The 25,353-nt window shown below is 67.5% G+C and carries 21 protein-coding genes, 3 tRNA genes and 1 pseudogene; 17 read left to right on the top strand and 8 right to left on the bottom strand.

The features are described from left to right. Window positions 1-4: 4 nt before the first annotated feature. The 4 genes and pseudogenes from BMW75_RS08885 to BMW75_RS08870 form a co-directional block, all read right to left on the bottom strand. A pseudogene (locus BMW75_RS08885) lies at window positions 5-1,222 on the bottom strand (NAD(P)/FAD-dependent oxidoreductase); the annotation flags it as partial. Window positions 1,223-1,232: 10 nt separating this feature from the next. Then, window positions 1,233-2,105, bottom strand: a complete 873-nt coding sequence (locus BMW75_RS08880; protein ID WP_092578678.1) for an ABC transporter ATP-binding protein — start codon at window positions 2,103-2,105, stop codon at window positions 1,233-1,235. A gap of 4 nt (window positions 2,106-2,109) precedes the next feature. Next, window positions 2,110-2,940 (bottom strand): nitrate ABC transporter permease, encoded by an 831-nt coding sequence (gene ntrB, locus BMW75_RS08875; protein WP_076516081.1) that lies wholly within the window; start codon window positions 2,938-2,940, stop codon window positions 2,110-2,112. Window positions 2,941-2,965: 25 nt separating this feature from the next. Next, window positions 2,966-4,264, bottom strand: a complete 1,299-nt coding sequence (locus BMW75_RS08870) for a CmpA/NrtA family ABC transporter substrate-binding protein (RefSeq protein WP_092578676.1) — start codon at window positions 4,262-4,264, stop codon at window positions 2,966-2,968. A 407-nt stretch (window positions 4,265-4,671) separates the two neighbouring features. Here BMW75_RS08870 and BMW75_RS08865 point away from each other — a divergent pair, with 407 nt between their 5' ends. Continuing rightward, the gene (locus BMW75_RS08865; protein ID WP_076516083.1) at window positions 4,672-5,253 is read left to right on the top strand and encodes an ANTAR domain-containing response regulator; all 582 of its coding nucleotides are present in this window, start codon (window positions 4,672-4,674) and stop codon (window positions 5,251-5,253) included. Between the two features lie 115 nt (window positions 5,254-5,368). Further along, entirely contained in the window at window positions 5,369-6,778 is a 1,410-nt protein-coding gene (cysG, locus tag BMW75_RS08860) for a siroheme synthase CysG (protein ID WP_092578674.1), read from the top strand. Window positions 6,779-6,834: 56 nt separating this feature from the next. Here the strand turns inward: cysG and upp are convergent, their stop codons facing one another. Both upp and dacB read right to left on the bottom strand, forming a co-directional pair. Next, window positions 6,835-7,473 (bottom strand): uracil phosphoribosyltransferase, encoded by a 639-nt coding sequence (gene upp / locus BMW75_RS08855; protein WP_076516087.1) that lies wholly within the window; start codon window positions 7,471-7,473, stop codon window positions 6,835-6,837. A 121-nt stretch (window positions 7,474-7,594) separates the two neighbouring features. Next, complete coding sequence (gene dacB / locus BMW75_RS08850) at window positions 7,595-9,043, bottom strand: D-alanyl-D-alanine carboxypeptidase/D-alanyl-D-alanine endopeptidase (RefSeq protein ID WP_076516089.1); 1,449 nt, start codon at window positions 9,041-9,043, stop codon at window positions 7,595-7,597. A gap of 265 nt (window positions 9,044-9,308) precedes the next feature. On the opposite strand from dacB, the gene queA reads away from it, so the two are divergent. The 7 genes from queA to BMW75_RS08815 all read left to right on the top strand — a co-directional run bounded on the left by queA (window position 9,309) and on the right by BMW75_RS08815 (window position 16,690). Then, window positions 9,309-10,367: a tRNA preQ1(34) S-adenosylmethionine ribosyltransferase-isomerase QueA gene (gene queA, locus BMW75_RS08845; RefSeq protein WP_092578670.1), complete on the top strand. Its 1,059-nt coding sequence runs from the start codon at window positions 9,309-9,311 to the stop codon at window positions 10,365-10,367. Beyond that, the gene (gene tgt / locus BMW75_RS08840; RefSeq protein WP_092578668.1) at window positions 10,364-11,500 is read left to right on the top strand and encodes a tRNA guanosine(34) transglycosylase Tgt; all 1,137 of its coding nucleotides are present in this window, start codon (window positions 10,364-10,366) and stop codon (window positions 11,498-11,500) included. Before queA ends, tgt begins: the two co-directional genes overlap by 4 nt. Window positions 11,501-11,731: 231 nt before the next feature. Further along, window positions 11,732-12,076: a preprotein translocase subunit YajC gene (gene yajC / locus BMW75_RS08835; protein WP_006221220.1), complete on the top strand. Its 345-nt coding sequence runs from the start codon at window positions 11,732-11,734 to the stop codon at window positions 12,074-12,076. A gap of 120 nt (window positions 12,077-12,196) precedes the next feature. Then, window positions 12,197-14,077: a protein translocase subunit SecD gene (gene secD / locus BMW75_RS08830; RefSeq protein WP_092578666.1), complete on the top strand. Its 1,881-nt coding sequence runs from the start codon at window positions 12,197-12,199 to the stop codon at window positions 14,075-14,077. Between the two features lie 54 nt (window positions 14,078-14,131). Next, window positions 14,132-15,067 (top strand): protein translocase subunit SecF, encoded by a 936-nt coding sequence (gene secF, locus BMW75_RS08825; protein WP_092578664.1) that lies wholly within the window; start codon window positions 14,132-14,134, stop codon window positions 15,065-15,067. Between the two features lie 163 nt (window positions 15,068-15,230). Further along, window positions 15,231-15,908, top strand: a complete 678-nt coding sequence (locus BMW75_RS08820) for a VOC family protein (RefSeq protein ID WP_092578662.1) — start codon at window positions 15,231-15,233, stop codon at window positions 15,906-15,908. Window positions 15,909-15,979: 71 nt separating this feature from the next. After that, window positions 15,980-16,690, top strand: a complete 711-nt coding sequence (locus BMW75_RS08815) for an alanyl-tRNA editing protein (protein ID WP_076516107.1) — start codon at window positions 15,980-15,982, stop codon at window positions 16,688-16,690. A gap of 88 nt (window positions 16,691-16,778) precedes the next feature. On the opposite strand, the gene BMW75_RS08810 is transcribed toward BMW75_RS08815, so the two are convergent. Then, window positions 16,779-17,546 (bottom strand): phosphatase PAP2 family protein, encoded by a 768-nt coding sequence (locus BMW75_RS08810; protein WP_092578659.1) that lies wholly within the window; start codon window positions 17,544-17,546, stop codon window positions 16,779-16,781. A 171-nt stretch (window positions 17,547-17,717) separates the two neighbouring features. On the opposite strand from BMW75_RS08810, the gene miaB reads away from it, so the two are divergent. From miaB to lnt, 5 genes are all read left to right on the top strand, one after another. Continuing rightward, on the top strand, window positions 17,718-19,184 hold the full coding sequence (gene miaB / locus BMW75_RS08805) for a tRNA (N6-isopentenyl adenosine(37)-C2)-methylthiotransferase MiaB (RefSeq protein ID WP_092578657.1): 1,467 nt from the start codon (window positions 17,718-17,720) through the stop codon (window positions 19,182-19,184). Continuing rightward, window positions 19,181-20,206 carry a PhoH family protein gene (locus BMW75_RS08800; RefSeq protein WP_076516111.1) on the top strand — a complete coding sequence of 342 codons (1,026 nt, stop codon included), beginning with the start codon at window positions 19,181-19,183 and terminating at the stop codon, window positions 20,204-20,206. Before miaB ends, BMW75_RS08800 begins: the two co-directional genes overlap by 4 nt. Then, a complete protein-coding gene (ybeY, locus tag BMW75_RS08795) occupies window positions 20,196-20,669 on the top strand; it encodes an rRNA maturation RNase YbeY (protein WP_092578656.1) in 474 nt (157 codons plus the stop codon). The genes BMW75_RS08800 and ybeY overlap by 11 nt, the downstream gene beginning before the upstream one ends. Before the next feature lie 154 nt (window positions 20,670-20,823). After that, complete coding sequence (locus tag BMW75_RS08790; RefSeq protein ID WP_092578654.1) at window positions 20,824-21,714, top strand: HlyC/CorC family transporter; 891 nt, start codon at window positions 20,824-20,826, stop codon at window positions 21,712-21,714. Next, window positions 21,711-23,339 (top strand): apolipoprotein N-acyltransferase, encoded by a 1,629-nt coding sequence (gene lnt / locus BMW75_RS08785; protein ID WP_092578652.1) that lies wholly within the window; start codon window positions 21,711-21,713, stop codon window positions 23,337-23,339. Before BMW75_RS08790 ends, lnt begins: the two co-directional genes overlap by 4 nt. A gap of 6 nt (window positions 23,340-23,345) precedes the next feature. Here lnt and BMW75_RS08780 read toward each other — a convergent pair whose 3' ends face one another. Further along, on the bottom strand, window positions 23,346-24,353 hold the full coding sequence (locus BMW75_RS08780) for an aldo/keto reductase (protein WP_175493143.1): 1,008 nt from the start codon (window positions 24,351-24,353) through the stop codon (window positions 23,346-23,348). A 539-nt stretch (window positions 24,354-24,892) separates the two neighbouring features. Here BMW75_RS08780 and BMW75_RS08775 point away from each other — a divergent pair. The 3 genes from BMW75_RS08775 (at window position 24,893) to BMW75_RS08765 (ending at window position 25,232) form a co-directional block, all read left to right on the top strand. Next, window positions 24,893-24,968 (top strand) — tRNA-Ala (locus BMW75_RS08775). 35 nt (window positions 24,969-25,003) lie between these two features. Continuing rightward, a tRNA-Glu gene (locus BMW75_RS08770) sits at window positions 25,004-25,079 on the top strand. Between the two features lie 76 nt (window positions 25,080-25,155). Then, a tRNA-Asp gene (locus BMW75_RS08765) sits at window positions 25,156-25,232 on the top strand. The last annotated feature ends 121 nt before the right edge of the window (window positions 25,233-25,353 follow it).

The following is a 25,353-nucleotide window of genomic DNA, read 5'->3' as shown; positions in this document are numbered from 1 at the left end:
TTTACTCCCCCGCCGCGCTTTCACCGAGCATGAGCCGGTCGCGCAGGGCGCCCAGTCCCGCCCCTTCGCGGATCAGCCGCACGTACCAGGCGCTGTCCGCCGTGTCGCCGTACAGGCAGGCGCCCACCAGCCGGTCGTCGCGGATCACCAGTTTCTTGTAGACGCCGCCCGGCATGTCGGCCAGCGTGATGGTTTCGGTCTGCGCGCCGCCCGCGAAGTCCCCGGCCGAAAACAGGTCGATGCCGGTGACCTTCAGCTTGGTCGACGTGACGCTGCCCACGTAGCGGCCGATGCCGTGCAACGCCAGATGATTGGCCGCCACCTTGGCCTGCTCGAACAGCGGCGCGACCAGGCCGTAGGCCGTGCCGCGGTGGCTGACGCATTCGCCCACCGCGTAGATGCGCGGATCGAAGGTCTGCAGGGTGTCGCTGACCACCACGCCGCGGTCCACATGCAGGCCGCAGCGTTGCGCCAGCTCGGTGTTCGGCCGCACGCCCGCCGCCATCACCACCAGGTCCGCGGGGACCTCTTCACCATCCGCGAAGCGCACCGCCCGCACGCGTCCGTCCGCCCCACCCAGGATGGCCGCCGTCTGGCGCTGGAGCAGAAAGGTCAGGCCCCGCGCCTCCAGGCTCGCGCGCAGCAGCGCGGCAGCCTCGCCGTCCAGTTGGCGGTCCAGCAGCGCCGCGCCCAGGTGCACCACCGACACCTGCATGCCCCGCGCGGCCAGGCCATTGGCGGCCTCCAGCCCCAGCAGGCCGCCGCCGATCACCACCGCATGGCGGTAGCGCGAGGCGGCGTCGATCATGAGATTCACGTCGCCGATATCGCGAAAGGCGACCACCCCTTCCAGATCATGGCCCGGCACGGGAAGCCGGTACGGCGTGGACCCGGTCGCCAGCAGCAGCCGGTCATACGGCGTGCGCGTGCCGTCGTCGGCCAGCACCGCGCGCCGCGCGCGGTCGATGCCCGTCACCTTGCGGCCCCGCAGCAACCGGATGCCGTGGCGGGCGTACCAATCCTCGTCGTTCAGCACGATGTCCTGCAGCGTGCGCTCGCCGGTCAGCACCGGCGACAGCAGAATGCGGTTGTAGTTGGTGTGGGGCTCGGCGCCGAACACCGTGATGTCGTAAAGGTCCGGCGCCAGTTTCAGCAATTCCTCCACCGTGCGGATGCCGGCCATTCCGTTGCCGACCACGACCAGCTTCTGCCTTTCTTGCATGGCCGGGCTCCTAGGCGGCGGCGCGCGTCGCGCCGGCCTCCTCCAGCGGGGGCACGACGGCAAGGGTGGCAGGGGCCGGCGCAGCGGGCTGCGAGCGCTCCGGATTGCCGTACCTGCGATGCAGGAAGTCCACCACCCCCGCGCGGCACGCCAGGTACGTCGGATCGTTGGCCAGCCGCACGCGGTCGCGCGGCCGCGCCAGCGGCACCGGCAGGATCTCGCCAATGGTGGCGGCCGGTCCGTTGGTCAGCATCACGATGCGGTCCGACAGCAGCACGGCCTCATCCACGTCGTGGGTGACCATGATGGTGGTCGTGCGCGTCTTGCCCACGATCTTGAGCAGCTCGTCCTGCAGGTGCGAACGGGTCAGCGCGTCGAGCGCGCCAAAGGGTTCATCCATCAGCAGCACGCCCGGCTCGATCGCCAGCGCGCGCGCGATGCCCACGCGCTGCTTCATGCCGCCGGAAATCTCGCGCGGCAGCTTGTTCTGCGCGGGCAAGAGGCCCACCAGGTCCAGCGCGGCGCGGGTGCGCTCGGCCAATTGCGCGCGCTTCTCCGTGGCGCCGAAGACGCGCTCGACTGCCAGGTGCACGTTCTGAAAACACGTCAGCCACGGCAGCAGCGAATGGTTCTGGAACACGACGGCGCGATCCGGACCCGGGCCGGTGATCTCGCGTTCGGCGCACAGCAGCACGCCGCTGGTCGGGCGGGTCAGGCCGGCGATCAGGTTGAGCAAGGTCGACTTGCCGCAACCGGAATGGCCGATCAGCGTGATGAACTCGCCCTGCTCGACCGTCAGGTCGATGTCGCGCAGCGCGACGAAGGGGCCCTTGCGGGTGTCGAAGGTCTGGCCCACTTGTTCGATGCGTACGAATTTCTTCATGGCGCTATTCCTCGGTATAGGTGAAACGGCGGGCCAGCGCGACCAGCAGGGTCTCCAGCAACAGCCCCACGATGCCGATCACGAAAATGGCGATGACGATGTGCTCGACCTTCAGGTTGTTCCACTCGTCCCACAGCCAGAAGCCGATGCCGGTGCCGCCCGTAAGCATCTCGGCGGCCACGATCACCAGCCACGCGGTGCCGATGGACAGCCGCACGCCGGTCAGCATGTAGGGCAGCACGGCGGGCAGCAGCACCTTGGTCGTGACCTTCCATTCGGACAGGTTCAGCACGCGCGCCACGTTCAGGTAATCCTGCGGCACGCGCGACACGCCGACCGCGGTATTGATGATCATCGGCCAGATCGAACAGATGAAGATCGCCCAGATCGCGGCGGGATTGGCCGCCTTGAAGAGCAGCAGCCCCAGCGGCAGCCAGGCCAGCGGCGACACCGGACGCAGCAGGCTGACAATGGGCGAGAACATGGAACGCACGGCCGCGTAGCGGCCGATCGCGAAGCCCACGGGGATGCCCACCACCGCCGCCAGGCCAAACCCGGCCGCCACGCGCTCCAGCGAGGCCAGCAGGTTCCAGCCGATGCCCTTGTCGTTCGGGCCGTTGTCATAGAACGGGTCCGCAAACAGCTCGACCGCCGCGTGCCAGGTGACGCCAGGCGTCGGGATTTCCGTGATGCGCATGGCCACCACTTGCCAGACCAGCACGAAGAGGGCAAAGCCGGCGACCGGCCCCACGACCGCCTTCAGCGCGGATTCCAGGCGTTCCCGCCACAAGGCGGCGAAGTCGTCGCCACGGCGCGTAATCGTTACGGTAGACATGGAGAGTCCCCTTGTTGACAGGCCCTCAGGCCTTGACCTTGAAACCGTCGGCATAGGCCGCGGGATTGCTGCCGTCCCAGACCACGCCGTCGATCAGCTTGGACGTGCGCGTTTCGCTCGCGGGCAGCGACACGCCCGCGGCCTGCGCAGCCTGCTTGTAGAGCTCGATGCGATTGATCTGCGTGGCGATGGCCAGGTAGTCCGGATGGTCCTTCAGCAGGCCCCAGCGCTTGTGCTGCGTCAGGAACCACATGCCGTCGCTCAGATACGGGAAGTTGGCGGCGCCATCGGCGTAAAAGCGCATGGCGTGCTGGTCCGTCCATTTCTTGCCCAGCCCATCTTCATACTGGCCCAGCATGCGGTCCACGATGCCGCTGGCGTCCGTGTTCACGTAGGACTTGGCGGCGATGGTCTCAGCGGTCTTGCGGCGGTTCTCCGGCGACGCGTCGATCCACTTGCCGGCCTCCAGGATCGCGGCGGTGACCGCGCGCGCCGTATTCGGATTGCGGTTCACGAAATCGGCGCTGGTGCCCAGCACCTTCTCGGGGTGGTCCGTCCAGATGCCTTGCGACGTGACGGTGGTGAAACCGATCTTGTCCATGATGGCGCGCGCGCCCCAGGGCTCGCCCACGCAGTAGCCGTCCATGTTGCCCACGCGCATGTTGGCCACCATCTGCGGCGGCGGAACGGTGATGACCTTGGCGTCCTTCATCGGATTGATGCCGTACGCCGCCAGCCAGTAGTACAGCCACATGGCGTGCGTACCGGTGGGGAACGTCTGCGCGAAGGTGTATTCGCGCTTTTCGGCGGCCATCAGCTTGGCGAGGGATTCACCGTCGCGCGCGCCCGAATCCAGCAGCTTCTTCGAGAGCGTGATTCCCTGGCCGTTCTGGTTCAGGCTCATCAGGACGGCCATGTCCTTTTTCGGACCGCCGATGCCCATGTGCACGCCATAGACCAGGCCGTACAGCACGTGCGCCATGTCCAGCTCGCCATTCATGAGCTTGTCGCGCACGGCGGCCCACGACGCTTCCTTGGAAGGCGTGATCTTCACGCCGTACTTCTTGTCGATGCCCAGCACCGACGCCATCACGACGGACGCGCAGTCGGTCAGCGGGATGAAACCGATCTTCACCTCGGTCTTTTCCGGGGCGTCGGTGCCGGCGGCCCAGGCGCCGGCGCGCACCAGCGGGTCGACCAGGGAAAGCAGGCCGGCGCCGGCGACCGCGCGCGCCGTGCCGCCCAGCCATTTGCGGCGTCCGGCGTTGGCGGTCATGTCGGCGCGGGCGGCGTCGGGCGAGGGGCTGCGGGTCAAAGGCGTCATGCAAGGCTCCTGGAAGGTAGCGGCAAAAAAAAACGTCCCGCGCGCCACGGATTTCCATCCGATGGCGCTGCGGAACGTCGTTGTCCCTGGCCGCGTTACGCGGCGCTTTGCGTCGGGCGACCGCCGTTGGCCGCCCCGATTTCACTCAAGCAATCGCCGTGCCAGTTTTTGCAAATCTGGCCTTGACGGCGCTGCAGCCCGCGCGGGCGCTTGCTCTGGCCGTACCGCGGGTGTCCGGGCTGGAGCCTGCGTCAATCAGGGGCGGAGCCAAGTTGGTGCGCGATCCGATGCCGCAGCGCACCATTCCTGTGCGGCGCGCGCCCCGTGGCCGTGCGCGCCCGTCGCACGCCGCGCGCGACGGCGATGGCATGGAACTTGCATCAACCAGAACACCAGGGGGGTGTCTCATGTTGAAGGTCATGCTGCTGAACGATGGCGAGGGACGCGCGGCGTCCCTGCGGCAAACGCTTGCCGCGGCGGGCGTGCACGTCGTCGCCGAAGTGGCACCTGGCGCGGACCTGGCCGCCAGCATCGCCCAGTCCGCCGCCGACGTGGTGCTGATCGACAGCGACGCCCCCGGCCGCGACACGCTGGAGAACATCTGTGTGGCCAGCTCGCACAGCGACCGCCCGGTCGTGATGTTCACCGACAACGGCAACCGCGAGACCATACGCGACGCCCTGCGCGCCGGCGTCGCGGCCTATGTGGTCGGCGATGTGCCCGCCGCCCGCATCGAACCGCTGCTGACGGTGGCGATCGAGCGCTTTGCGATGGAGAAATCCCGTCGCGAGGAACTGCGCGAGGCCCAGCTCCGGCTCGCCGACCGCCAGTGGGTGGAAAAGGCCAAGGGTATCCTGATGAAGACCCGCGCCATTTCCGAGGACGAAGCCCACCGGCTCTTGCGCGAACGCGCCATGCAAAGCCAGAAGCGCCTGGGCGAAGTCGCCCGCGAGGTCGTGGAGATGAGCCAATGGCTCGGCAATGCCTGACGGCCAGCCAAATAAGTTATGGCTATATCAAATAAAGAAATCAAAAGTTGTGGGGATGAAAGCCCGTCCCTATGATCGACCCACATTGAGCCGGGTACGCCCGAGGCTGGCATTCATGAAGCTTTTCCCGATTTTTGCCGATCTGAAAGACCGGCTGGTACTGGTTGTCGGCGGCGGCGCGGTCGCCGAACGCAAGACGCTCGCCCTGCTGGAAGCCGGCGCCGACGTGGTCGTCGGCGCCCCCGAACTGACCCCCGCGCTCGCGTCGCTGGCGGCCGAGGGCCGCGTCCGGCGCCTGCCGGGGCTGTTCGACCCCACCTGGCTGGAAGACGTGTGGCTGGTGGTGGCCGCCACCGACGACCGCGACGTCAACAGCGCGGTCTCCACAGCCGCCCAGGCGCGCCGCCTGTTCTGCAACGTGGTGGACGACCCCGAACTGTCCTCCTTCCAGGTGCCGTCCATCGTCGACCGGTCGCCCGTCATCGTGGCCATCTCCTCGTCGGGGGTGGCCCCGGTGCTGGCGCGCCGCATCCGCGAACGCATCGAATCGCTCTTTGACCACACACTGGGCCAACTGGCCGGACTGGCCGCCACGTATCGCAAGCGCATCCGCGCCAGCCACCCCGACCTGGGCGCGCGCCGGCGCTTCTACGACTGGCTGCTGGACGGCCCGGTGGCCGGCTTTCTGCGCCAGCAGCAGCCGGCGCAGGCCGAGGCCGCGCTGGCTGACGCCCTGGCGGCCCCGATCGCCCCCGCCGAAGGCAGCGTGGTGCTGGTGGGCGCCGGCCCCGGCGACCCCGGCCTGTTGACGCTCAAGGCCCTGCGCGCCCTGAACGAGGCCGACGTGATCCTCTACGACCGCCTGGTCAGCGACGAAGTCATGTCGCTCGCCCGGCGCGACGCCGAACGCGTGTCCGTGGGCAAGCTGCCCGGCGAAAACCATCACGCCACCCAGGCCCGCATCCATGCGCTGCTGGTGGAACACGCGCGCGCCGGCCGCCGCGTGGTGCGGCTGAAAGGCGGCGACGCCTTCATCTTTGGCCGGGGCGGCGAGGAACTGGAATTTCTGCGGGCGCACGGCGTGCGCTATGAAGTGGTGCCCGGCATCACGGCGGCGCTGGCCTGTGCGGCCTTTGCCGGCATTCCGCTCACGCATCGCGAACACGCCCAATCCGTGCGACTCATCACCGCGCACTGCCGCGAAGACGAGGACAACCTGGACTGGCCCGCGCTTGCGCGCGAAAAGCAGACGCTGGCGTTCTACATGGGGGTGGGACAGCTCGACCTGCTGACGCAGCGCCTGCTGCGCCATGGCCGCTCGCCGCGCACGCCGTTCGCGCTGATCGAGAACGGCAGCCGGCCGGAACAGCGCGTGGTGTCCGGCCCGCTTGAGCAACTGCCGCAACTGGCCCTGGAACATGGGGTGCGCTCCCCCGCCCTGCTGATCGTGGGCGAAGTCGCGGGACTGGCGCCGCGCCTGCATTGGTTTGGCCGGCACCTTGGCGTGCCGGAGCTGGCGGCGTAGGCCCGCCGCCAGGACTTGCGGCCGGTCCCGGCGCGCCAGGACCGGGCCGGGAGTTCCTACTCGGCCTTCTGCTTGGTGCCGAAGATGCGGTCGCCGGCGTCGCCCAGGCCCGGCATGATGTAGCCGTGCTCGTTCAGGCCGTCGTCGATGGACGCCGTGTAGATGTGCACGTCCGGGTGCTTGGCCAGCACGGCATCAATGCCCACGGGCGCCGCCACCAGCACCAGCGCGCGGATTTCCTTGCAGCCGGCGCGCTTGAGCAGGTCGATGGCGGCGACCATCGACCCGCCGGTCGCCAGCATCGGATCGACGATCAGCGCCAGGCGCTGGTCCAGCTCGCCCACCAGGCGTTCCAGATAGGTGTGGGCCTCCAGCGTCTCTTCGTTGCGGGCCACGCCCACGACGCTGACCTTGGCGCCCGGAATCAGGCTCAGCACGCCGTCCAGCATGCCGATGCCGGCGCGCAGGATGGGCACCACGGTGACTTTCTTGCCGGCGATCTTCTCGACCTCGACCGGGCCGCACCAGCCCTCGACGGTGGCGGGCGCCAGGGGCAGGTCCTTGGACGCTTCATAGGTCAGCAGCGCGCCCACTTCCTGCGACAGTTCACGAAAGCTCTTGGTGCTGAGGTCGACGCGTCGCATGATCCCGAGCTTGTGGCGGATCAGCGGATGGCGGATTTCGTGCACGGGCATGTGCGTAACTCTCCAGAGTATTTGTTGGTCAGAATCTTTTGGCCTCAGGCGGACCCGGAGCGGCACGGCGCGCCTGCGCCGACCCGTGGCGGGTCACACGGAAGGATCGTAATCGGTTTAGCTATTGTTCGGCGAGCCAGGAAATCAAGGCGTCGTCGAAGGCGCGGACGGCGCCCGCCTGCTCGTGGTTGACGATGCTGACGACCACATAGCGCTTGCCGCTCGCGCCCAGCACGTAACCTGCGATCGAGCGCACGTCGCGCAGCGAGCCGGTCTTCAGATGGGCCATGCCGAGCGTGCCGTTGCCCTTCAGGCGGCGGCGCACGGTGCCGTCCACCCCGGCGATGGCGAACGAAGAGATGTACTCCGGCATCACCGGGGAATTCCAGGCCACGGTCAGCATCGACGCCAGGCTGTCGGCCGACACGCGGGCGTCGCGCGACAGGCCCGCGCCGTTGTCGATGACCAGCTCGGGCATGTCCAGCCCCTGCTTGGCCAGCAGATCCTTGGCGACCACCTCGCTGCTGCCGACGGTTGCCGGGCGCCGGCCGCGTTCCGCGCCCAGCGTCAGCAACAGGGTCCGCGCCATCACATTGTTGCTGCGCTTGTTGATCTGGCGGATCGCCTCGGCCAGCGTGGGCGAATCATGCGAGGCCAGCACCACCGCGTCCGGCGGCGTCATGCCGGAACGAACCTGTCCCTTGAACGTGCCGCCCAGCTCCTTCCACAGCATGCGGAAGACTTCGGTCGCGTAGTCGGGCTGGGACAGCGCCAGGCGATACAGGCTGAACTCGCCGCACGAGCCCGCCACCTTGCCATTCACCCGGATGGTGACGCCCTGCTGCGTGATGACGGGATCGGTCGTGACCACCGGCGGGCCGGGGCAGCGGATGTCGCTCCATTCCACATGGCCTTCGATCTTCAGCCCGGGCAGCGGCGGATCGATCAGCGGCACCCATTTGTTGGCCACCGGGTCCGGCGTGAACAACAGGCGCAAGGCGCCAAAACCCACCATCAGCGCGTCCGGGCTGGCGTTGTAGGCCCGGTCGGGCGCGCCGTCGAACGCGCCGGGGTCGATCGACACCTGCCCGAATATGCTGCGATCGATCACCAGGTCATTGATCTGCTTGACGCCGCGCAGCCGCAGCTCGCGCAACAGCGCCCACAGGTCCTGCAGCAGGAATTGCGGATCGCCGCCGGCCCGCAGGTACAGCGGTCCGTTCAGCGCGCCCTTGGCATCGGGCCGCACGCCCGGCGCCGTCATGAACTCCGTGCGCCAGACGTAATTGGGGCCCAGTTCGGACAGCGCCGCCCAGGTCGTGACCAGTTTCATCACCGACGCGGGGTTGCGGGCTTCCTTGGCGTTGAGCGCCACCAGGCGAGGACCGCCGACTTCCTGCACCACCAGCGACAGGGCGCTCTCGGGCAGCTTGGACGCCTTCCACGCCTTGACCACGTCGGGCGGCAGCCCGGGAACCTGCGCAAAGACGGCGCCCGTGGCCAGGGCCAGGACACCGCCCGCCAGCCATCGCTTCAGTCCGCCCACACGCTTGATCATTTGTCCCGTCATGCCACGCCCACCCGGTTGCTCGTCCCGCAAAACCGAGAGCATACAAAACCTGGACGAGTTGCGGGCGGCACACGACGGCCCAACGCGCCTGGCGGGCATCGTCATGCGGCCGCCAGGCCCGGGCGGGTGGCCGTTCACGCCCCCCGTGCGCAGCCTTTGTTCCGCCCCTATTAACCGTCCCTTTACAATACGCGGCTGCCCCGAGCCCGCCTTCCGGGCCGGCTCGTCCTGTGCAGGGCCCGATTCCACTGATCCCGATACCCGCGTGACCCAGTCTTTCACCGTTTCCGATTTCGATTACGAGCTGCCCCCCGAGCTCATTGCGCAGACGCCCGCCGCCGAGCGCACGGGCAGCCGCCTGCTGCACCTGGATGCCGCCAGCCGCCTTCACGACCGCCATTTCGCGGACCTGACGGCGCTGCTGCGCCCGCACGACCTGCTGGTGTTCAACGACACGCGCGTCATCAAGGCGCGCCTGGCGGGCCACAAGATCACCGGCGGCAAGATCGAGGTGCTGGTCGAGCGCATCACCGAACCCGACCGCGTCCTGGCCCACGTGCGCGCCAGCAAGTCGCCCGGCGCCGGCATGGTCCTGCGCCTGGCCGACGCCTTCGAGGCCACGGTGCTGGGCCGCGAGGGCGAACTCTTCGACATCCGCTTCCCCGGCCCCGTGCTGGACCTGCTGGATGCCCACGGCGCCACGCCCCTGCCCCCCTACATCACGCACGCCGCCGACGCCGGCGACGACGACCGCTACCAGACCGTCTACGCCCGCGAACCCGGCGCGGTGGCCGCCCCCACGGCCGGCCTGCATTTCGACCAGCCCACGCTGGACCGCCTGGCCGATCTGGGCGTGGCGCGCGCCTTCGTCACCCTGCACGTGGGCGCCGGCACCTTCCAGCCGGTGCGCGTGGACAACCTGGCCGACCACGTCATGCACGCCGAGTGGTTCACGGTGCCCCAGGCCGCCGTGGACGCGATCGCCGCGGCCCGCGCGCGGGGCGGCCGCGTCATCGCCGTCGGCACCACCAGCGTGCGCGCGCTGGAATCGGCCGCCGCGCAGACCGAGGGCCGCACGGCCCCCGGCGTTCCGCTGGCCCCCGCCCAGGGCGACACGCGCCTGTTCATCACCCCGGGCTACCAGTACCGCGTCGTCGACGCCCTGGTCACCAACTTCCACCTGCCCCAGTCGACCCTGCTGATGCTGGTGTCGGCGCTGGCCGGCGTCGAGCCCATCCGCCGCGCCTACGCCCACGCCGTCGCCGCGCGCTACCGCTTCTTCAGCTACGGCGACGCCATGTTCATCGAAACCCCTGCCCCATGACCGGACTGAACTTCGAACTGCTCGCCACCGATGGCGGCGCCCGCCGCGGCCGCATCACGCTCAACCACGGCGTGGTCGAGACCCCCATCTTCATGCCGGTCGGCACCTATGGCAGCGTCAAGGCCATGATGCCGCACGAGCTCAAGGAAATCGGCTCGCAGATCGTGCTGGGCAACACGTTCCACCTGTGGCTGCGCCCCGGCACCGAGATCATGGAAAAGCATGGCGGCCTGCATGGCTTCATGAACTGGGACAAGCCCATCCTGACCGACTCGGGCGGATTCCAGGTGTTCAGCCTGCAGGGCATGCGCAAGATCACCGAGGAAGGCGTGAAATTCGCCTCCCCGATCGACGGCGCGCGCCTGTTCCTCACGCCGGAAGAGTCCATGCGCATCCAGCGCTCGCTCAATTCCGACATCGTGATGGTGTTCGACGAATGCACGCCCTATGAAATCGACGGCCGTCCCGCCACCGTCGAGGAAGCCGCGCGCTCCATGCGCATGTCGCTGCGCTGGGCGCGGCGCTCGCGCGAGGAATTCGACCGCCTGGGCAATCCGAATGCGCTCTTTGGCATCGTGCAGGGCGGCATGTACGAGTCGCTGCGCGACGAATCCCTGGCCGGACTGCAGGACATCGGCTTTCACGGCTACGCCATCGGCGGCCTGTCGGTGGGCGAGCCCAAGGAAGACATGATGCGCATCCTGGCGCACGTGACGCCCAAGCTGCCCGCCCAGGCCCCGCGCTACCTGATGGGCGTGGGCACCCCCGAAGATCTGGTCGAGGGCGTGAGCCGCGGGGTGGACATGTTCGACTGCGTCATGCCCACCCGCAACGCCCGCAATGGCTGGCTGTTCACGCGATTTGGGGACGTCAAGATCCGCAACGCCAAATACCGCGACGACACCCGGCCGCTGGACCCGAGCTGCAGCTGCCACACCTGCGGCAATTTCTCGCGCGCCTACCTGCACCACCTGCAGCGCGCCAACGAGATCACCGGCGCGCGCCTGAACACGCTGCACAACCTGCACTTCTATCTGACTATCATGAAGGAAATGCGCGAGGCCATCGCCGAAGGCCGTTTCGACGCCTGGCGCGCCCAGTTTGCCGCGGACCGCGCCCGCGGGGTGGAGTAGCCGGGGTAAAAAAGCCGCCGCCGGGGACTTTTCCCGGCGTGTTTCGCCCCCATTTGACCGGCAGGCCCCCAGGTAAGCGGGAGCCGCCTGATGCAAGGGATGGCGTCCCAGTTAAAGGCTGGCTATAACCTATATACAATAGTCGGCTTGCCCTATCCATGGCTCGCGCGGGGATGGGCGCATCAAAAACATAGCGATAAACCCAAACAGACTCAAACGCAGGAGAATTCAATGTCCGTTATCGATACCGCCAGCCTCGTCGTGGCCCAGGCCGCCGCCCCCGAAGGCAATGCGCTGATGGGCATGCTGCCCATCGTCCTGATGTTCGTGATCCTCTACTTCCTGATGATCCGTCCTCAGATGAAGCGCCAGAAGGAACACCGCAACCTGATCGCCGCGCTGGCCAAGGGCGACGAAGTCGTCACCGCCGGCGGCATGCTCGGCAAGGTCACCAAGGTCAACGACAGCTACGTCACCGTCGAAGTCTCCGAACTGGCCGACAAGCCCGTCGAAGTCATCATGCAGAAGTCGTCGGTGTCGACCGTTCTGCCCAAGGGAACCATCAAGGCCCTGTAAGCGTCCCACAAAGAGCCCCATCGGGGCTCTTGTCCTAGACGACGCCCTCCGCCTACCGCCGCCCGCAGCGACCGATCGCGCGGGCGGCCCTTTCATCTCTTTCACATGAAGTAGCCGGCAATGAACCGCTATCCCCTCTGGAAGTACATTACGGTCCTGGTCGCGGTCCTCATTGGCCTGCTGTACACGCTTCCCAATTTCTACGGCGAGTCCCCCGCCGTACAGGTTTCCAGCGCCAAGGCCACGATCAAGGTCGACCCGACCGTGCTGGCCCGCGTGGAGCAGATCCTGGCCGACGCCAAGATCCCCAACGAAGGCGCCTATTTCGAAATGAACGGCACGCTCGGCACCGTGCGCGCCCGCTTCCCGTCCACCGACGTGCAGCTGCAGGCCCGCGACCTGCTCGAGAAATCGCTCAATACCGTTCCCGGCGACCCGCACTACACCGTCGCGCTGAACCTGCTGCCCGCCTCGCCGCCCTGGATGCGCGCGCTGGGCTGGTTCGCGCCCAAGCCCATGTACCTGGGCCTGGACCTGCGCGGCGGCGTGCACTTCCTGCTGCAAGTCGACATGCAAGGCGCGCTGACCGCCCGCTATGACTCGCTGGCCGGCGACGTGCGCTCCGTGCTGCGCGACCAGAAGATCAACGTGACGGGCGTCGAACGCTCGGGCATGAGCGTCGCCGCCACCTTCGCCAACACCGACGACCGCGACCGCGCCATCGCCGCGCTGCGCACGCGCCTGCCGGACCTGGAATTCACCGAACGCGAAGAAGGCGGCAAGCAGCTCCTGCTGGCCGCCCTGAACCCCGCCGCCGTCACCCGCGTGCAGGACTCCGCGCTCAAGCAGAACATCAACACGCTGCACAACCGGATCAACGAGCTGGGCGTGGCCGAGCCGGTCATCCAGCAGCAGGGCTCGGACCGCATCGTGGTGCAGCTGCCCGGCGTGCAGGACGTGGCCAAGGCCAAGGAACTGCTGGGCCGCACCGCCACCCTCGAAATCCGCATGGTCGACGACTCCCCCGCCGCGCAGGCCGCGCTGCTGGGCGGCACCGTCCCGTTCGGCCTCGAACGCTACAACGACCGCGACGGCCGTCCCATCCTGGTCCGCCGCCAGGTCATCCTGACCGGTGAAAACCTGCAGGACGCCCAGCCCGGCCGCGATTCGCAGACCCAGCAGGCCGCCGTGCACCTGACGCTGGACTCCAAGGGCGCCCGCATCTTCCGCGACGTGACCCGCGACAACATCAACAAGCGCATGGCCATCCTGCTGTTCGAAAACGGCAAGGGCGAAGTGGTCACCGCGCCCGTGATCCGCGGCGAAATCGCCGGCGGCCAGGTGCAGATCTCCGGCAGCATGACCTCCGAAGAAGCCGCCGACACCGCGTTGCTGCTGCGCGCCGGCGCGCTGGCCGCGCCGATGTCCATCATCGAGGAACGCACCATCGGCCCGAGCCTGGGTGCGGACAACATCTCGAAGGGCTTCAACTCCACGCTGTACGGCTTCCTGGCCATCGCCGCGTTCATCATCATCTACTACCACCTGTTCGGCGTGTTTTCCACGATCGGCCTGACGTTCAACGTGCTGTTGCTGCTGGCCCTGCTGTCCATGCTGCAGGCCACGCTGACGCTGCCCGGCATCGCGGCCATCGCGCTGACGCTGGGCATGGCCATCGACTCGAACGTGCTGATCAACGAGCGCATACGGGAAGAACTGCGCGCGGGCGCCACGCCTCAGCAGGCCATCCATCAGGGCTTCGAACGCGCCTGGGGCACCATTCTTGACTCGAACCTCACCACGCTGATCGTGGGCCTGGCGCTACTGGCGTTCGGTTCGGGTCCGATCCGGGGCTTCGCGGTGGTTCACTGCCTGGGCATCCTGACCTCGATGTTCTCGTCGGTCGTGGGCGTGCGCGCGCTGGCCAACCTGTACTACGGCCGCAAGAAGAAGCTCACCTCGATCTCCATCGGCGACGTCTGGAAGCCGAAGGCAAACTGAAAATAGGGCGGACGGCCCAAGCCGTCCGCCACAGCAAAGAACCGAAGGCGAAAAATGGAATTTTTCCGGATTCACCGCACCATCCCGTTCATGCGCCACGCCCTGGTGCTGAACATCATCAGTCTCGTCACCTTCATCCTGGCGGTGTTCTTCATCGTCACGCGCGGCTTTCACCTGTCGATCGAATTCACCGGCGGCACGGTCATGGAAGTCAACTACGCCCAGACGGCGCAGCTTGAAAACGTGCGCGGCGTGGTGTCCAAGCTGGGCTACACCGACTTCCAGGTCCAGAATTTCGGCACCTCGCACGACGTCATGATCCGCCTGCCCCTGCAGGAAGGGCAGACCTCGGCCACCCAGAGCGACACCGTCATGGCCGCGCTCAAGGCCGCGGACTCCGGCGTTGAGCTGCGCCGCGTCGAATTCGTGGGTCCGCAGGTCGGCCAGGAACTCCTGCACAACGGCCTGATGGCCCTGCTCGTGGTCGTGATCGGCATCATGATCTACCTGGCCTTCCGCTTCGAATGGAAGTTCGCGGTGGCCGGCGTGATCGCCAACCTGCACGACGTGGTCATCATCCTGGGCTTCTTCGCATTCTTCCAGTGGGAGTTCTCGCTCGCGGTGCTGGCTGGCGTGCTGGCCGTGCTGGGTTACTCGGTGAACGAATCCGTGGTCATCATGGACCGGATCCGCGAGAACTTCCGCAAGTACCGCAAAGCGGACGTGCACGAAGTCATCAACAGCGCCATCACCCAGACCATCTCGCGGACCATCATCACCCACGGTTCGACCCAGATGATGGTGCTGGCCATGCTGTTCTTCGGCGGCCCCACCCTGCACTACTTCGCCATGGCCCTGACCATCGGCATCTGGTTCGGCATCTACTCGTCGGTATTCGTCGCCGCCGCGCTGGCCATGTGGATGGGCGTCAAGCGCGAAGACCTGATCAAGCCGGTCAAGAAGGAAGGCGAGGAAGGCGAAGTCGCCTGATTCCCTGGCCTTGACATGTAAAACCCGTCACGCGTGACGGGTTTTTTCTTTTTGAGGCGCGGCCGCCGGTATCTCCGTCGCAGCCTGACCCCAACACTGTACCGACGGTTTCCCCCGGCGCTGTACGGATACAGGCGCGCGCCTATTCGTTACCATGCCCCTTATGAAACTCACCATCGACCACCTCGTCATCGCCGCCGCGGATCTTGCCAGCGGCTCCGACTATGTCGCCGGCATTCTGGGCATCGCGCCGCAGGGCGGCGGCGCGCATCCGCGCATGGGCACCCATAACCGGCTGCTGGGCATGGCGGACGGCGTCTACCTGGAAGTCATCGCGATCGACCCCGACGCTCCCGCGCCGTCGCGCCCCCGCTGGTTCGGGCTGGACCAGGGCGACGTGCGCGCGCGTCTCGAACAAGGGCCGTTCCTGGCCCACTGGGCTGCCCGCGTGGAGTCGCCCATGGACCTGACGCACATGCAGGCCGAACACCCGGACCGCCTGCCGCCGGTCATCCCCATGACGCGCGGCGACCTGCGCTGGCGCCTGACGGTGCCGGACGACGGCAGCCTGCCGGCCTGGCGCGAAGCGGGCTACGAAGCCGGCGAAGGCCTGCTGCCCACGCTCATCCAATGGGACGTCGACCAGCCGCCCGGCACGACGCTGCCGCGCCAGCCCCTGCGCCTGCACAGACTCGTTGGCTGCCATCCCCGCGCCTCGCTGCTGCGCCAGGGTCTTGCCTGGATGGGCGCGGACAGCCTGATCGACATCGAGCAGGCCGATGGCCCGCCGCGGCTCAGTGCGCACATCGAGACACCGTCCGGCATCAAAGTGCTGACGTGACGCCGTCCGCGCCTCTCACCCTCTGACCCACTGACCCTATAACCCTATAACCCTCTAACCCGGAGCCCCCCATGCCCGCCACCCGCAAGCGCTTCGACGACGAACCCTATCTGGACCATTGCGAAGCCACGGTGATCGCGGTCCATCCCGACGGCGTCGAGCTGGACGAAACCGTCTGCTATGCCCGCAGCGGCGGCCAGGCGGGGGACAGCGGAACCCTCACCCTCGCCGACGGGCGCGTGCTGCCGCTGACGGACACGGTCTACGCCGACGACCGCCAGCGCATCCTGCACGTCATCCAGGGCGACGCGGCCCCGCAGGTGGGCGAACGCGTCCTCGTTGCCATCGACTGGCCGCGCCGCCACCGCCTGATGCGCCTGCACACCTGTCTGCACCTTCTGGGCGCGCTCGTGCCCGCGCCCGTCACCGGTTGCAGCATTTCGCCCGATTCCGCCCGCATCGACTTCGACCTGCCCGAGTCCACGCTCGACAAGGCCGACCTGACCGAGCGCCTGAACGCCCTGATCAACACGCGCGCGGACGTCGCCATCAACGGCATCACCCCGGAAGAACTGGCGGCGCAACCGGACCTGGTGCGCACCGTGGGCGCCGCGCCGCCCGCCGGCACGGCCGTGATCCGCATCGTCGAGGTGCCGGGCGTGGACCGCCAGCCCTGCGGGGGCACGCATGTGGCCAACACCGGCGAGATCGGCGCGGTGGTCGTCACCAAGATCGAGAAAAAGAGCCGGACCAACCGGCGCGTCGTCGTCGGCTTCGCCTGAGCCGGCCGGCCCGGTCACGACGGGGCCAGGCGACGGGACGAAAAAAAGGCCGCGATGACGCGGCCTTGTCCGATGCGCGGGCGCGGGCTCAGCCCTTTTTCCACCAGCGCCACGGCGCGCGCAGCGGCCATTGGTACGCGCTGCCCAGTACGCGCGGCGCCAGGACATGCCCCACCAGCACGGCGATCCCGGCCGCGGTCATCACGTCCGACAGATAGTGGTCCAGGTTGACCAGCCGGCTGATCGCCACCAGCGACGCCAGCAGCAGGAACACCCAGCGCCAGCGCGGCGCCAGGATGCCCAGCACCACGGCCACGGAAAACGCCGCATAGGTGTGGCTGGACGGGAAGGAATTGAACTGCTGGGCGCGCGAGAAGGCCTCGCCCAGCCCGTAAATGCCTTTTTCGAAGAACAGCTCGGGGCGCGCGCGCGCCACGGTCCGCTTGAGCAGCAGCACAACCAGCCCGCCGACCGCCATCGTGGACAGCATCAGCAGGCTGCCGCGCGCCATGGCGGCATAGCTCACGCGCAGCGGATTGCGCCAGCCGCGCGCCAATCCCACCAGACCCACCACATAGAACGCGAGCGCCATGACGATGTAATGGCCGCTTTCGCCCAGTTCGCCCACCCATTCGAACGACTGGTCGACCCCTTCCGACACCGATTTTTGAATCCAGACCGCCAGCGGCAGGTCGATCCACAGCGCGCAGGCGGCGGCCGCAAGCGCCAGCGCGGCGCCCAGCAGCGCCCAGACGGACGCCGGATAGGGATTGCGGAATTTGTCCTGGACAGCGGAACCGGACCCGCCATCGAGGGACGGAGCGGCTACCGGAGGCGTGAAGTGATTGGGATTCATCGGTGCCGCTCGGGAGAAAAAAAGAAATTTTACCGGCGCTGGGCGGGGCGCGGACCGCTATCGTAACGGCCAATGCGCACCGGGCCAAGAAACAATTTCCGGCCAAGGGTTAAAATTCGCGCTTTCCCATCCTTCCAGCCCCCGGGATCTACACCCGTCACGGCGACCACCATGCAAGAAACCTCCCTCAAGCGCGCGGGCAACGTCCCGGGCAACGTCCCAGGCAACCCCCGCGACGGCGGCTCCCCCGCCCTGCCTTCGGCCACTCCCGGCGCCGGCTCCCCCCGCAAGCTGTATATCCGCACCTTCGGCTGCCAGATGAACGAGTACGACTCGGACAAGATGGCCGACGTGCTGCGCGAGGACCAGGGCGGGCTCGAGCTCACCGACAACCCCGAAGAGGCGGACGTCATCCTGTTCAACACCTGTTCTGTGCGCGAAAAGGCGCAGGAAAAGGTGTTCTCGGACCTGGGGCGCGTGCAGCACCTGAAGAAGACCAACCCCAATCTCGTGATCGGCGTGGGCGGATGCGTCGCCAGCCAGGAAGGCGAAGCCATCGTCAAGCGCGCGCCCTACGTCGACGTGGTGTTCGGACCGCAGACGCTGCACCGCCTGCCCGACCTGATCAAGCGCCGCCGCGACGAAGGGCGCTCGCAGGTGGACATCAGCTTCCCCGAGATCGAAAAGTTCGACAACATGCCGCCCCCGCGCGTCGAGGGCGCCACGGCGTTCGTGTCCATCATGGAAGGCTGCAGCAAGTACTGCAGCTTCTGTGTGGTGCCCTACACGCGCGGCGAGGAAGTCTCGCGCCCGTTCGACGATGTGCTCATCGAGGTGGCGGACCTGGCCGACCAGGGCGTCAAGGAAGTGACGCTGCTCGGCCAGAACGTAAACGCCTACCGCGGCCGCATGACCGACAGCGACGAGATCGCCGACTTCGCGATGCTGCTCGAATACGTGCACGAGATCCCCGGCATCGAGCGCATCCGCTACACCACGTCGCATCCCAAGGAAATGACCCAGCGCATGGTGGACGCCTATGCGCGCCTGCCCAAGCTGGTGTCCTTCCTGCATTTGCCCGTGCAGGCCGGCAGTGACCGCGTGCTGGCCGCCATGAAGCGCGGCTACACCACGCTCGAATTCAAGTCCGTCGTGCGCCGCCTGCGCGCCGCGCGACCCAACCTGACGCTGTCGTCGGACTTCATCGTGGGCTTTCCCGGCGAAACCGAGGAAGACTTCGAAAAGACGATGAAACTGATCCAGGACGTCGGCTTCGACACCTCGTTCTCGTTTGTCTACTCGCGGCGTCCGGGCACGCCCGCCGCGGACCTCGCCGACGACACCCCGCAGGACGTCAAGCTGCGCCGCCTGCAGCGCCTGCAGGCCCTCATCAACGAGCAAGCCGCCACCATCGCCCGCAACATGGTCGGCACGCGCCAGCGCCTGCTGGTGGAAGGCCCCTCGCGCCGCGACCCGAACGAACTCATGGGCCGCACCGAGAACAACCGCATCGTGAACTTCCCCGCCCCCGCGCGGCTCATCGGACAAATGGTCGACGTCATCATCACCGAGGCGCACACGAATTCGCTGCGCGCCCGCGTGGCCGACATCGACCGCACTTCGCAAGAGGCTGAATGACCACACCCCGTTCCCGCGCGCGTCGCAGCATGCCCGTCATCGTCACCCTGGACGGCGACAATACCCACCTGGCCAATCTCTGCGGCCCGCTGGACGAAAACCTGCGGCAACTTGCCGATGGCATGAACGTCAAGCTGTCGCGCCGCGGCAGCCGCGTCACGATCGAAGGCGAACTGGCCGAACTGGCCGGGCGCATCCTGCGGCGCTTTCACGAACAGGCCGTGCACCGCTCGCTGTCCATCGACGACATCCAGTTGGGTCTGGTCGAAATCGGCGTGGGCCGCCAGGAAGAAAAGCTCAAGGAAGAACAGGCCCAGGAACTGGACGCCCTGCCCGCCCTGGACGACGAAAGCGACGGCATCGCGCTGCGCACCAAGCGCAGCGACCTGCGCCCGCGCACCCCGCGCCAGCGCGACTACCTGAACAACATCCTCAAGCACGACATCACGTTCGGCGTCGGCCCCGCCGGCACGGGCAAGACCTGGCTGGCGGTGGCCTGCGCCATCGACGCGATGGAACGCGACACGGTGCAACGCCTGGTGCTGACCCGCCCCGCCGTCGAGGCCGGCGAGCGCCTGGGCTTCCTGCCGGGCGACCTGGCGCAGAAGGTCGATCCGTACCTGCGTCCGCTCTATGACGCGCTGTACGACCTGATGGGCTTCGAAAAGGTCCAGCGCCTCTTCGAAAAGCAGACCATCGAGATCGCCCCGCTGGCCTACATGCGCGGCCGCACGCTGAACCACGCCTTCGTCATCCTGGACGAGGCGCAGAACACCACGCCCGAGCAGATGAAGATGTTCCTGACCCGGATCGGCTTCGGCAGCAAGGCGGTCATCACCGGCGACCCGTCGCAGGTCGACCTTCCGCGCGGGCAGGACAGCGGCCTGGCGCACGCGGTGAAGGTGCTGCATGACGTACAGGGCATCGCCACCACCCGTTTCACCAGCCGCGATGTCGTGCGCCACCCGCTGGTCGCTCGCATCGTCGACGCCTACGACCGCGCCGCCGAAGATGAAGCCTGAGCTGTCCCTGTCCGTCCAGTATGGGGTCGAGGAAGCCCGCCTGCCCCGCTGGCGCCTGCGGCGCTGGGCCGAACGCGCGCTGGCCGGCGCCTTCGAGGACGGCCTGATCGATTTCAAGGCCGCCGAGCTCAGCCTGCGGCTGGTCGGCGCGGCCGAAGGCCGGCGCCTGAACCGCGACTTCCGCGGCCGCGACTACGCCACCAATGTGCTCACGTTCGAGTACGGCGTGGACCCGCTGGGCGTGGCCCGTGGCGACATTGTCATGTGCGTGCCCGTGCTGGTGCGCGAGGCGCGCGAACAGCGCAAGGCGCTCCTTGACCACGCCGCCCACCTGACCCTGCACGGGGTCCTGCATTCGCTGGGCTACGACCACATCAAGGCGCGCGACGCCAAGCGCATGGAAGCCCTGGAAACCGCGATCCTGGCCCAGATGGGCATCGCCGACCCCTACCTGGCGGCCTGACGCCGGGCCCTCGGGTCAACCCTGAGAAATTACCGGAAAATGGCGTGCAGCAAGGCGCAGATCGCGTCCATTGCACCCATTTTCGGCGGTGGCGTTACAAATTGCAGGCCAGTTTCGGTTATGCTGGCTCCTCCACAACTTGTCCTCCCGGACGATGTCTGACCCTTACCCTGCTCCTGAAGCGACGCCCGGTCGCTCTGCCAAACCCGCCACCAAATCCCTCCTAGACCGCCTGCTTTCCCTTGTGCGCCGAGAGCCCGAGGACCGCGAAGGCATCAAGGCCATTCTGGAAGCCGCGCACGAACGCGACCTGCTCGACGCGGAGTCGTACAAGATGATCAAGGGCGCGCTGGCCGTGTCCGAGGGCACCGTCGGCGACATCATGGTTCCGCGCTCGCGCATGGACCTGCTCGATGTCACGCAGCCCATCCCCTACCTGGTGGCCACGGTGATCGAGACCGCGCATTCGCGGTTCCCCGTGTACGAAGGCGACCGCGACAACATCATCGGCATCCTGCTCGCCAAGGACCTGCTGCGCTGCATGCTGGAGCCCAACATCGAGTTGCGCACGCTGGTCCGTCCCGCCGTCTTCATCCCCGAATCCAAGCGCCTGAACGTGCTGCTGCACGAGTTCCGCGCCAGCCGCAACCACCAGGCCATCGTCATCGACGAGCACGGCGGCATTTCCGGCCTGGTCACGATGGAAGACGTGCTGGAGCAGATCGTCGGCGACATCGAAGACGAATTCGACGAAACCGAGGAAGACTCCATCTTCCCGGAAGGCGACAACCAGTGGCGCGTGCTGGCGGCCACCGACATCTCGCACTTTAATGACGTGTTCGGCTGCCAACTGCCTGACGACGAATACGACAGCGTCGGCGGCTGGATGGGCGGCCAGCTCGGCCGCATCCCGCGCCGCGGCGACCATGCCGATGTCGAAGGCCTGCGCCTCGAAGTGGCCCGCGGCGACGCCCGCCGGGCCATCTGGCTGCGCGTCAAGCGCATCGCCGCCCCCCAATCCGCAGCATCCGCCCCCGACGCATGACCCAACCCCCGCGCGGCCGACTCCTGCGCGGCGCCGCCGGCCTCGTGCTGGCGGGCGCCGTCCACGCCCTCACGTTTGCCCCCGGCCCGCTGCCCGGCTGGGCGCTGGCGTTCACCCAGGTCGTGGCGCTGGCCATCCTGGCCCGGGTCACGCTGTACGCGCCCTCGGCCAGGCAGGCCTGGCTGCGCGGCTGGCTGTTCAGCTTTGCCAGCTACGCGCTGGGCCTGTACTGGATCTTCATCAGCCTGCACCGCTACGGCGACCTGGCCGCCCCGCTGGCGGTAGCCGCGGTGCTGGCGCTGTCCGCGTTTCTCGCGCTCTTTCCCGCCACGGCCAACGCGCTGGCGCGCCGCTACGCCCCGCTGGCCGCCGAATCGGCGCCATCCCGCATCCTGTCCGCCACGCTCGCCTGGGCGGCCATGTGGGCCGCGTTCGAATGGCTGCGCGCGGTGCTCCTGACCGGATTCCCGTGGCTGAACATCGGCTACGCGCAGGTCGACAGCCCCATCGCGGGCTGGGCGCCGCTGCTCGGCGTGCACGGCATGGCGTTCCTGGCCGCGTTCGTCGCGGCGGCCATCGCCAGCCTGTGGCAGCCCGCTCGCAAGGCCGGCACGGGTCCGCGCCACGCGCTGGCTGCCGGCGTCGCCGTCGCGCTGGCGGCGGCGGGCTGGCCCCTGTCGCGCATCGACTGGTCGGCGCCCGTCGGCGACCCGCTCAACGTGCGGCTGGTCCAGGGCAACATCGGGCAGTCCCAGAAATTCGATCCCGCGCTGCTCGAGCAGAGCGTGCGGCGGCACCTGGAGCTGACGGCCATGCCGCCCGCGCCCGGCGTGCCCGCGCCCCAGTTGGTGATCCTGCCGGAAACCGTGCTGCCCATCTTCCAGGACCAGCTCGACCCGCGCGTCTGGGAAGTCTGGCGCGACCTGGCGCGGCAACGCAACACGGTCATCGCCATGGGCGTGCCGCTGCACGATCGGGTCGACGGCCGCGAACGCTACACCAACAGCGTCATCGGCTTCGATGGCGCAACGCCCATCGAACAACTCGTGGCCGGCAACACCGCCATGCGCTACGACAAGCGCCACCTGGTGCCGTGGGGCGAATACGTGCCGCCGGGCTTTCACTGGTTCGTCGACATGCTGAACATCCCGCTGGGCGACTTCGACCGCGGCCGCGAGCGCCAGACGCCCTTTGCCGTGGGCGGCCAGCACATCGCGTTCAACATCTGCTACGAAGACCTCTTCGGCCCTGACCTGCTGCCCGCGCTGCAACCCGGGCCCAATGGCGAGCCCGGCGCGACCATCCTGGTCAACGTCAGCAACCTGGGCTGGTTCGGCGATAGCTGGGCCCTGCGCCAGCATCTGCAGATCGGGCGCCTGCGCACCATGGAAACCGCGCGTCCCATGCTGACCGCCACCAACACGGGCGTCACCGCCGCGATCGACGCCAAGGGCCGCGTCGCCGCGCAGCTCGCCACGCACCAGGCGGGCGTGCTGCCCGTGTCCGTGCAGGGCATGACGGGGCTCACGCCCTATGCGCGTTTCGGCGACAAGACCGCGCTGGCCTTGATCGGCCTGGCGCTCATCGCCGCGGTGGGCAGCGCCCGCCGGCCGCGCCGCGGCTGATCGCGCTCACGCAAACAGGTTCGCGGGCAGCGAGCCTGTTTCGTCGGGCGGCCGCAGCGGTCCGCTGCCCGCCCCGGTCAGCTCGATGGCGTCCGCGATGGCCTGCATGTCGTCGGCATCCAGTTCCAGTTCCGCCGCGCCAATCAACCCGTCCACCTGCGATGCGCTGCGCGCGCCCAGAATGGCGCCCGTCACGCCCGGCCACGCCAGCGTCCACGCCGCCGCGGCGGCCGCCACGGTCGCGCCATGCCGCTCGGCAATGGGCTTGAAGGCGTCGGCCAGCGCCAGATTGCGCTCCAGGTCCGGCGACCGGAAATCCGGGTGGCGCGCCCGCCAGTCGTCCGGCGGCAAGGCCCGCGCGCGCTGCACGCTGAACGTGCCGGTCAACAGGCCGGAATGCATCGGGCTGTAGACGATCACGCCGGTGCCGTTCGCCGCGCACCAGGGAATCAGATCGCTGGCGGCGGTCCGCTGGATGGCGGAAAACGGCGGCTGCAGCGTGTCCACGTGCCCCAGGTATTCGGCAGCCCGCAACTGCGCCAGGTTGTGGTTCGACAGCCCGATCGCCCTCACCTTCCCGGCCTGCTTCAGGTCCAGCAACTCCTGCCAATACGCCTCCAGCGGCGTGCCGTCGCCCGCTGGCCAATGCATCTGGTAGAGGTCGATGCGCTCGACGCCCAGCCGCCGCAGCGACCCTTCAAGCTCGCGGCGGATGCTGGACGGCGCGCCGGTACGCCGCGGTGGCGCCAGCGGTTGCTCCGGCGACCAGGTCAGCCCGCACTTGGTGAAGACATAAGGCCGATCACCCCGCGGCATCTGCGCCAGCGCCTGGCGCACGATGTCCTCGGCGTGGCCCAACCCATACACCGCCGCCGTATCGATCCAGTTGATGCCGCGGTCGACCGCGTGCCGGATCGCCTCGATGGATTCGCTATCGTCCTGCGCGCCCCACCCCATCGCCCAGCCGTTGCCGCCCATGGCCCAGGCGCCCAGGCCGATACGCGTGATCGCCATGCCCGTGCGGCCCAGGGGCACGGTCGGAAAGGACGTGCTGCTCATGTGGAGGTGCTCATGTGGACGGTGCTCGTGAAGAAATGCTCATGAAGAAGTGCTGATGAAGAGATGCTCAAGAGGTTCCTCGCCAGGCGCGGCCCATCTCCCGCGCAGGCGTCTCGCGCAGAGGCCGCGGGCACACCCAAGTACAAAGCCCCAAGTACAAAACCCCGAGTGCAAAAACCCGACGAACCCACAAAATTTTTCCACTCACGATAGCACTCGCACAAGCCTTTGATTTTGTTGATTTCTGCACCAATGCGCCGCCGCAATCAGCGCCCGCCGCGCTCGTAAAACGGCTCCAAAATGCCCATCGAACCCTCTTTTTTCACAACTTTTTTGCTTTTTGCCGCGAAGCGACTTGCACACCAAATTTAGTTCGTGCATAATCTCGTTTCTTCGCCAACGGCACTAAACAAAACCGGCAACGAAACAGCAAGAAACGCCCTGGAAACAGCGCATTTTTCGCCAAAATCGTTGAACGGATTGATTAGAGAAACGGGGGTATAGCTCAGCTGGGAGAGCGCTTGCATGGCATGCAAGAGGTCAGCGGTTCGATCCCGCTTACCTCCACCAGCCCACCGCGAAGAACGCAGTACAGAAAGTCCGCAGTCCCCTTCGTCTAGAGGCCTAGGACATCACCCTTTCACGGTGAGTACAGGGGTTCGAATCCCCTAGGGGACGCCAGTTTTCTGGCACGCTAGTCGTGTTGTAGTAGCAGTGATGCAGTTGAAGTGACAATGTAGTTGAGTTAAGCCGCTGCGGAGCGGTAGTTCAGTTGGTTAGAATACCGGCCTGTCACGCCGGGGGTCGCGGGTTCGAGCCCCGTCCGCTCCGCCAAAAGCTCTCTCGCTCAGGGTCTTTCAAGAGCTCCGTTTTCGGGGCTTTTTTGTTTTATAAGTGTGAGACCTTGTTGTCTGAAGGTTGGGACAGCAGGACATGCTGGGGGTATAGCTCAGCT

Origin of the sequence: Achromobacter sp. NFACC18-2, assembly GCF_900108985.1 — a bacterium.
Taxonomy (GTDB): domain Bacteria; phylum Pseudomonadota; class Gammaproteobacteria; order Burkholderiales; family Burkholderiaceae_B; genus Achromobacter.
Note: the sequence above shows the minus strand (reverse complement) of the source record. Positions and strands in the feature narration are given on the sequence as shown.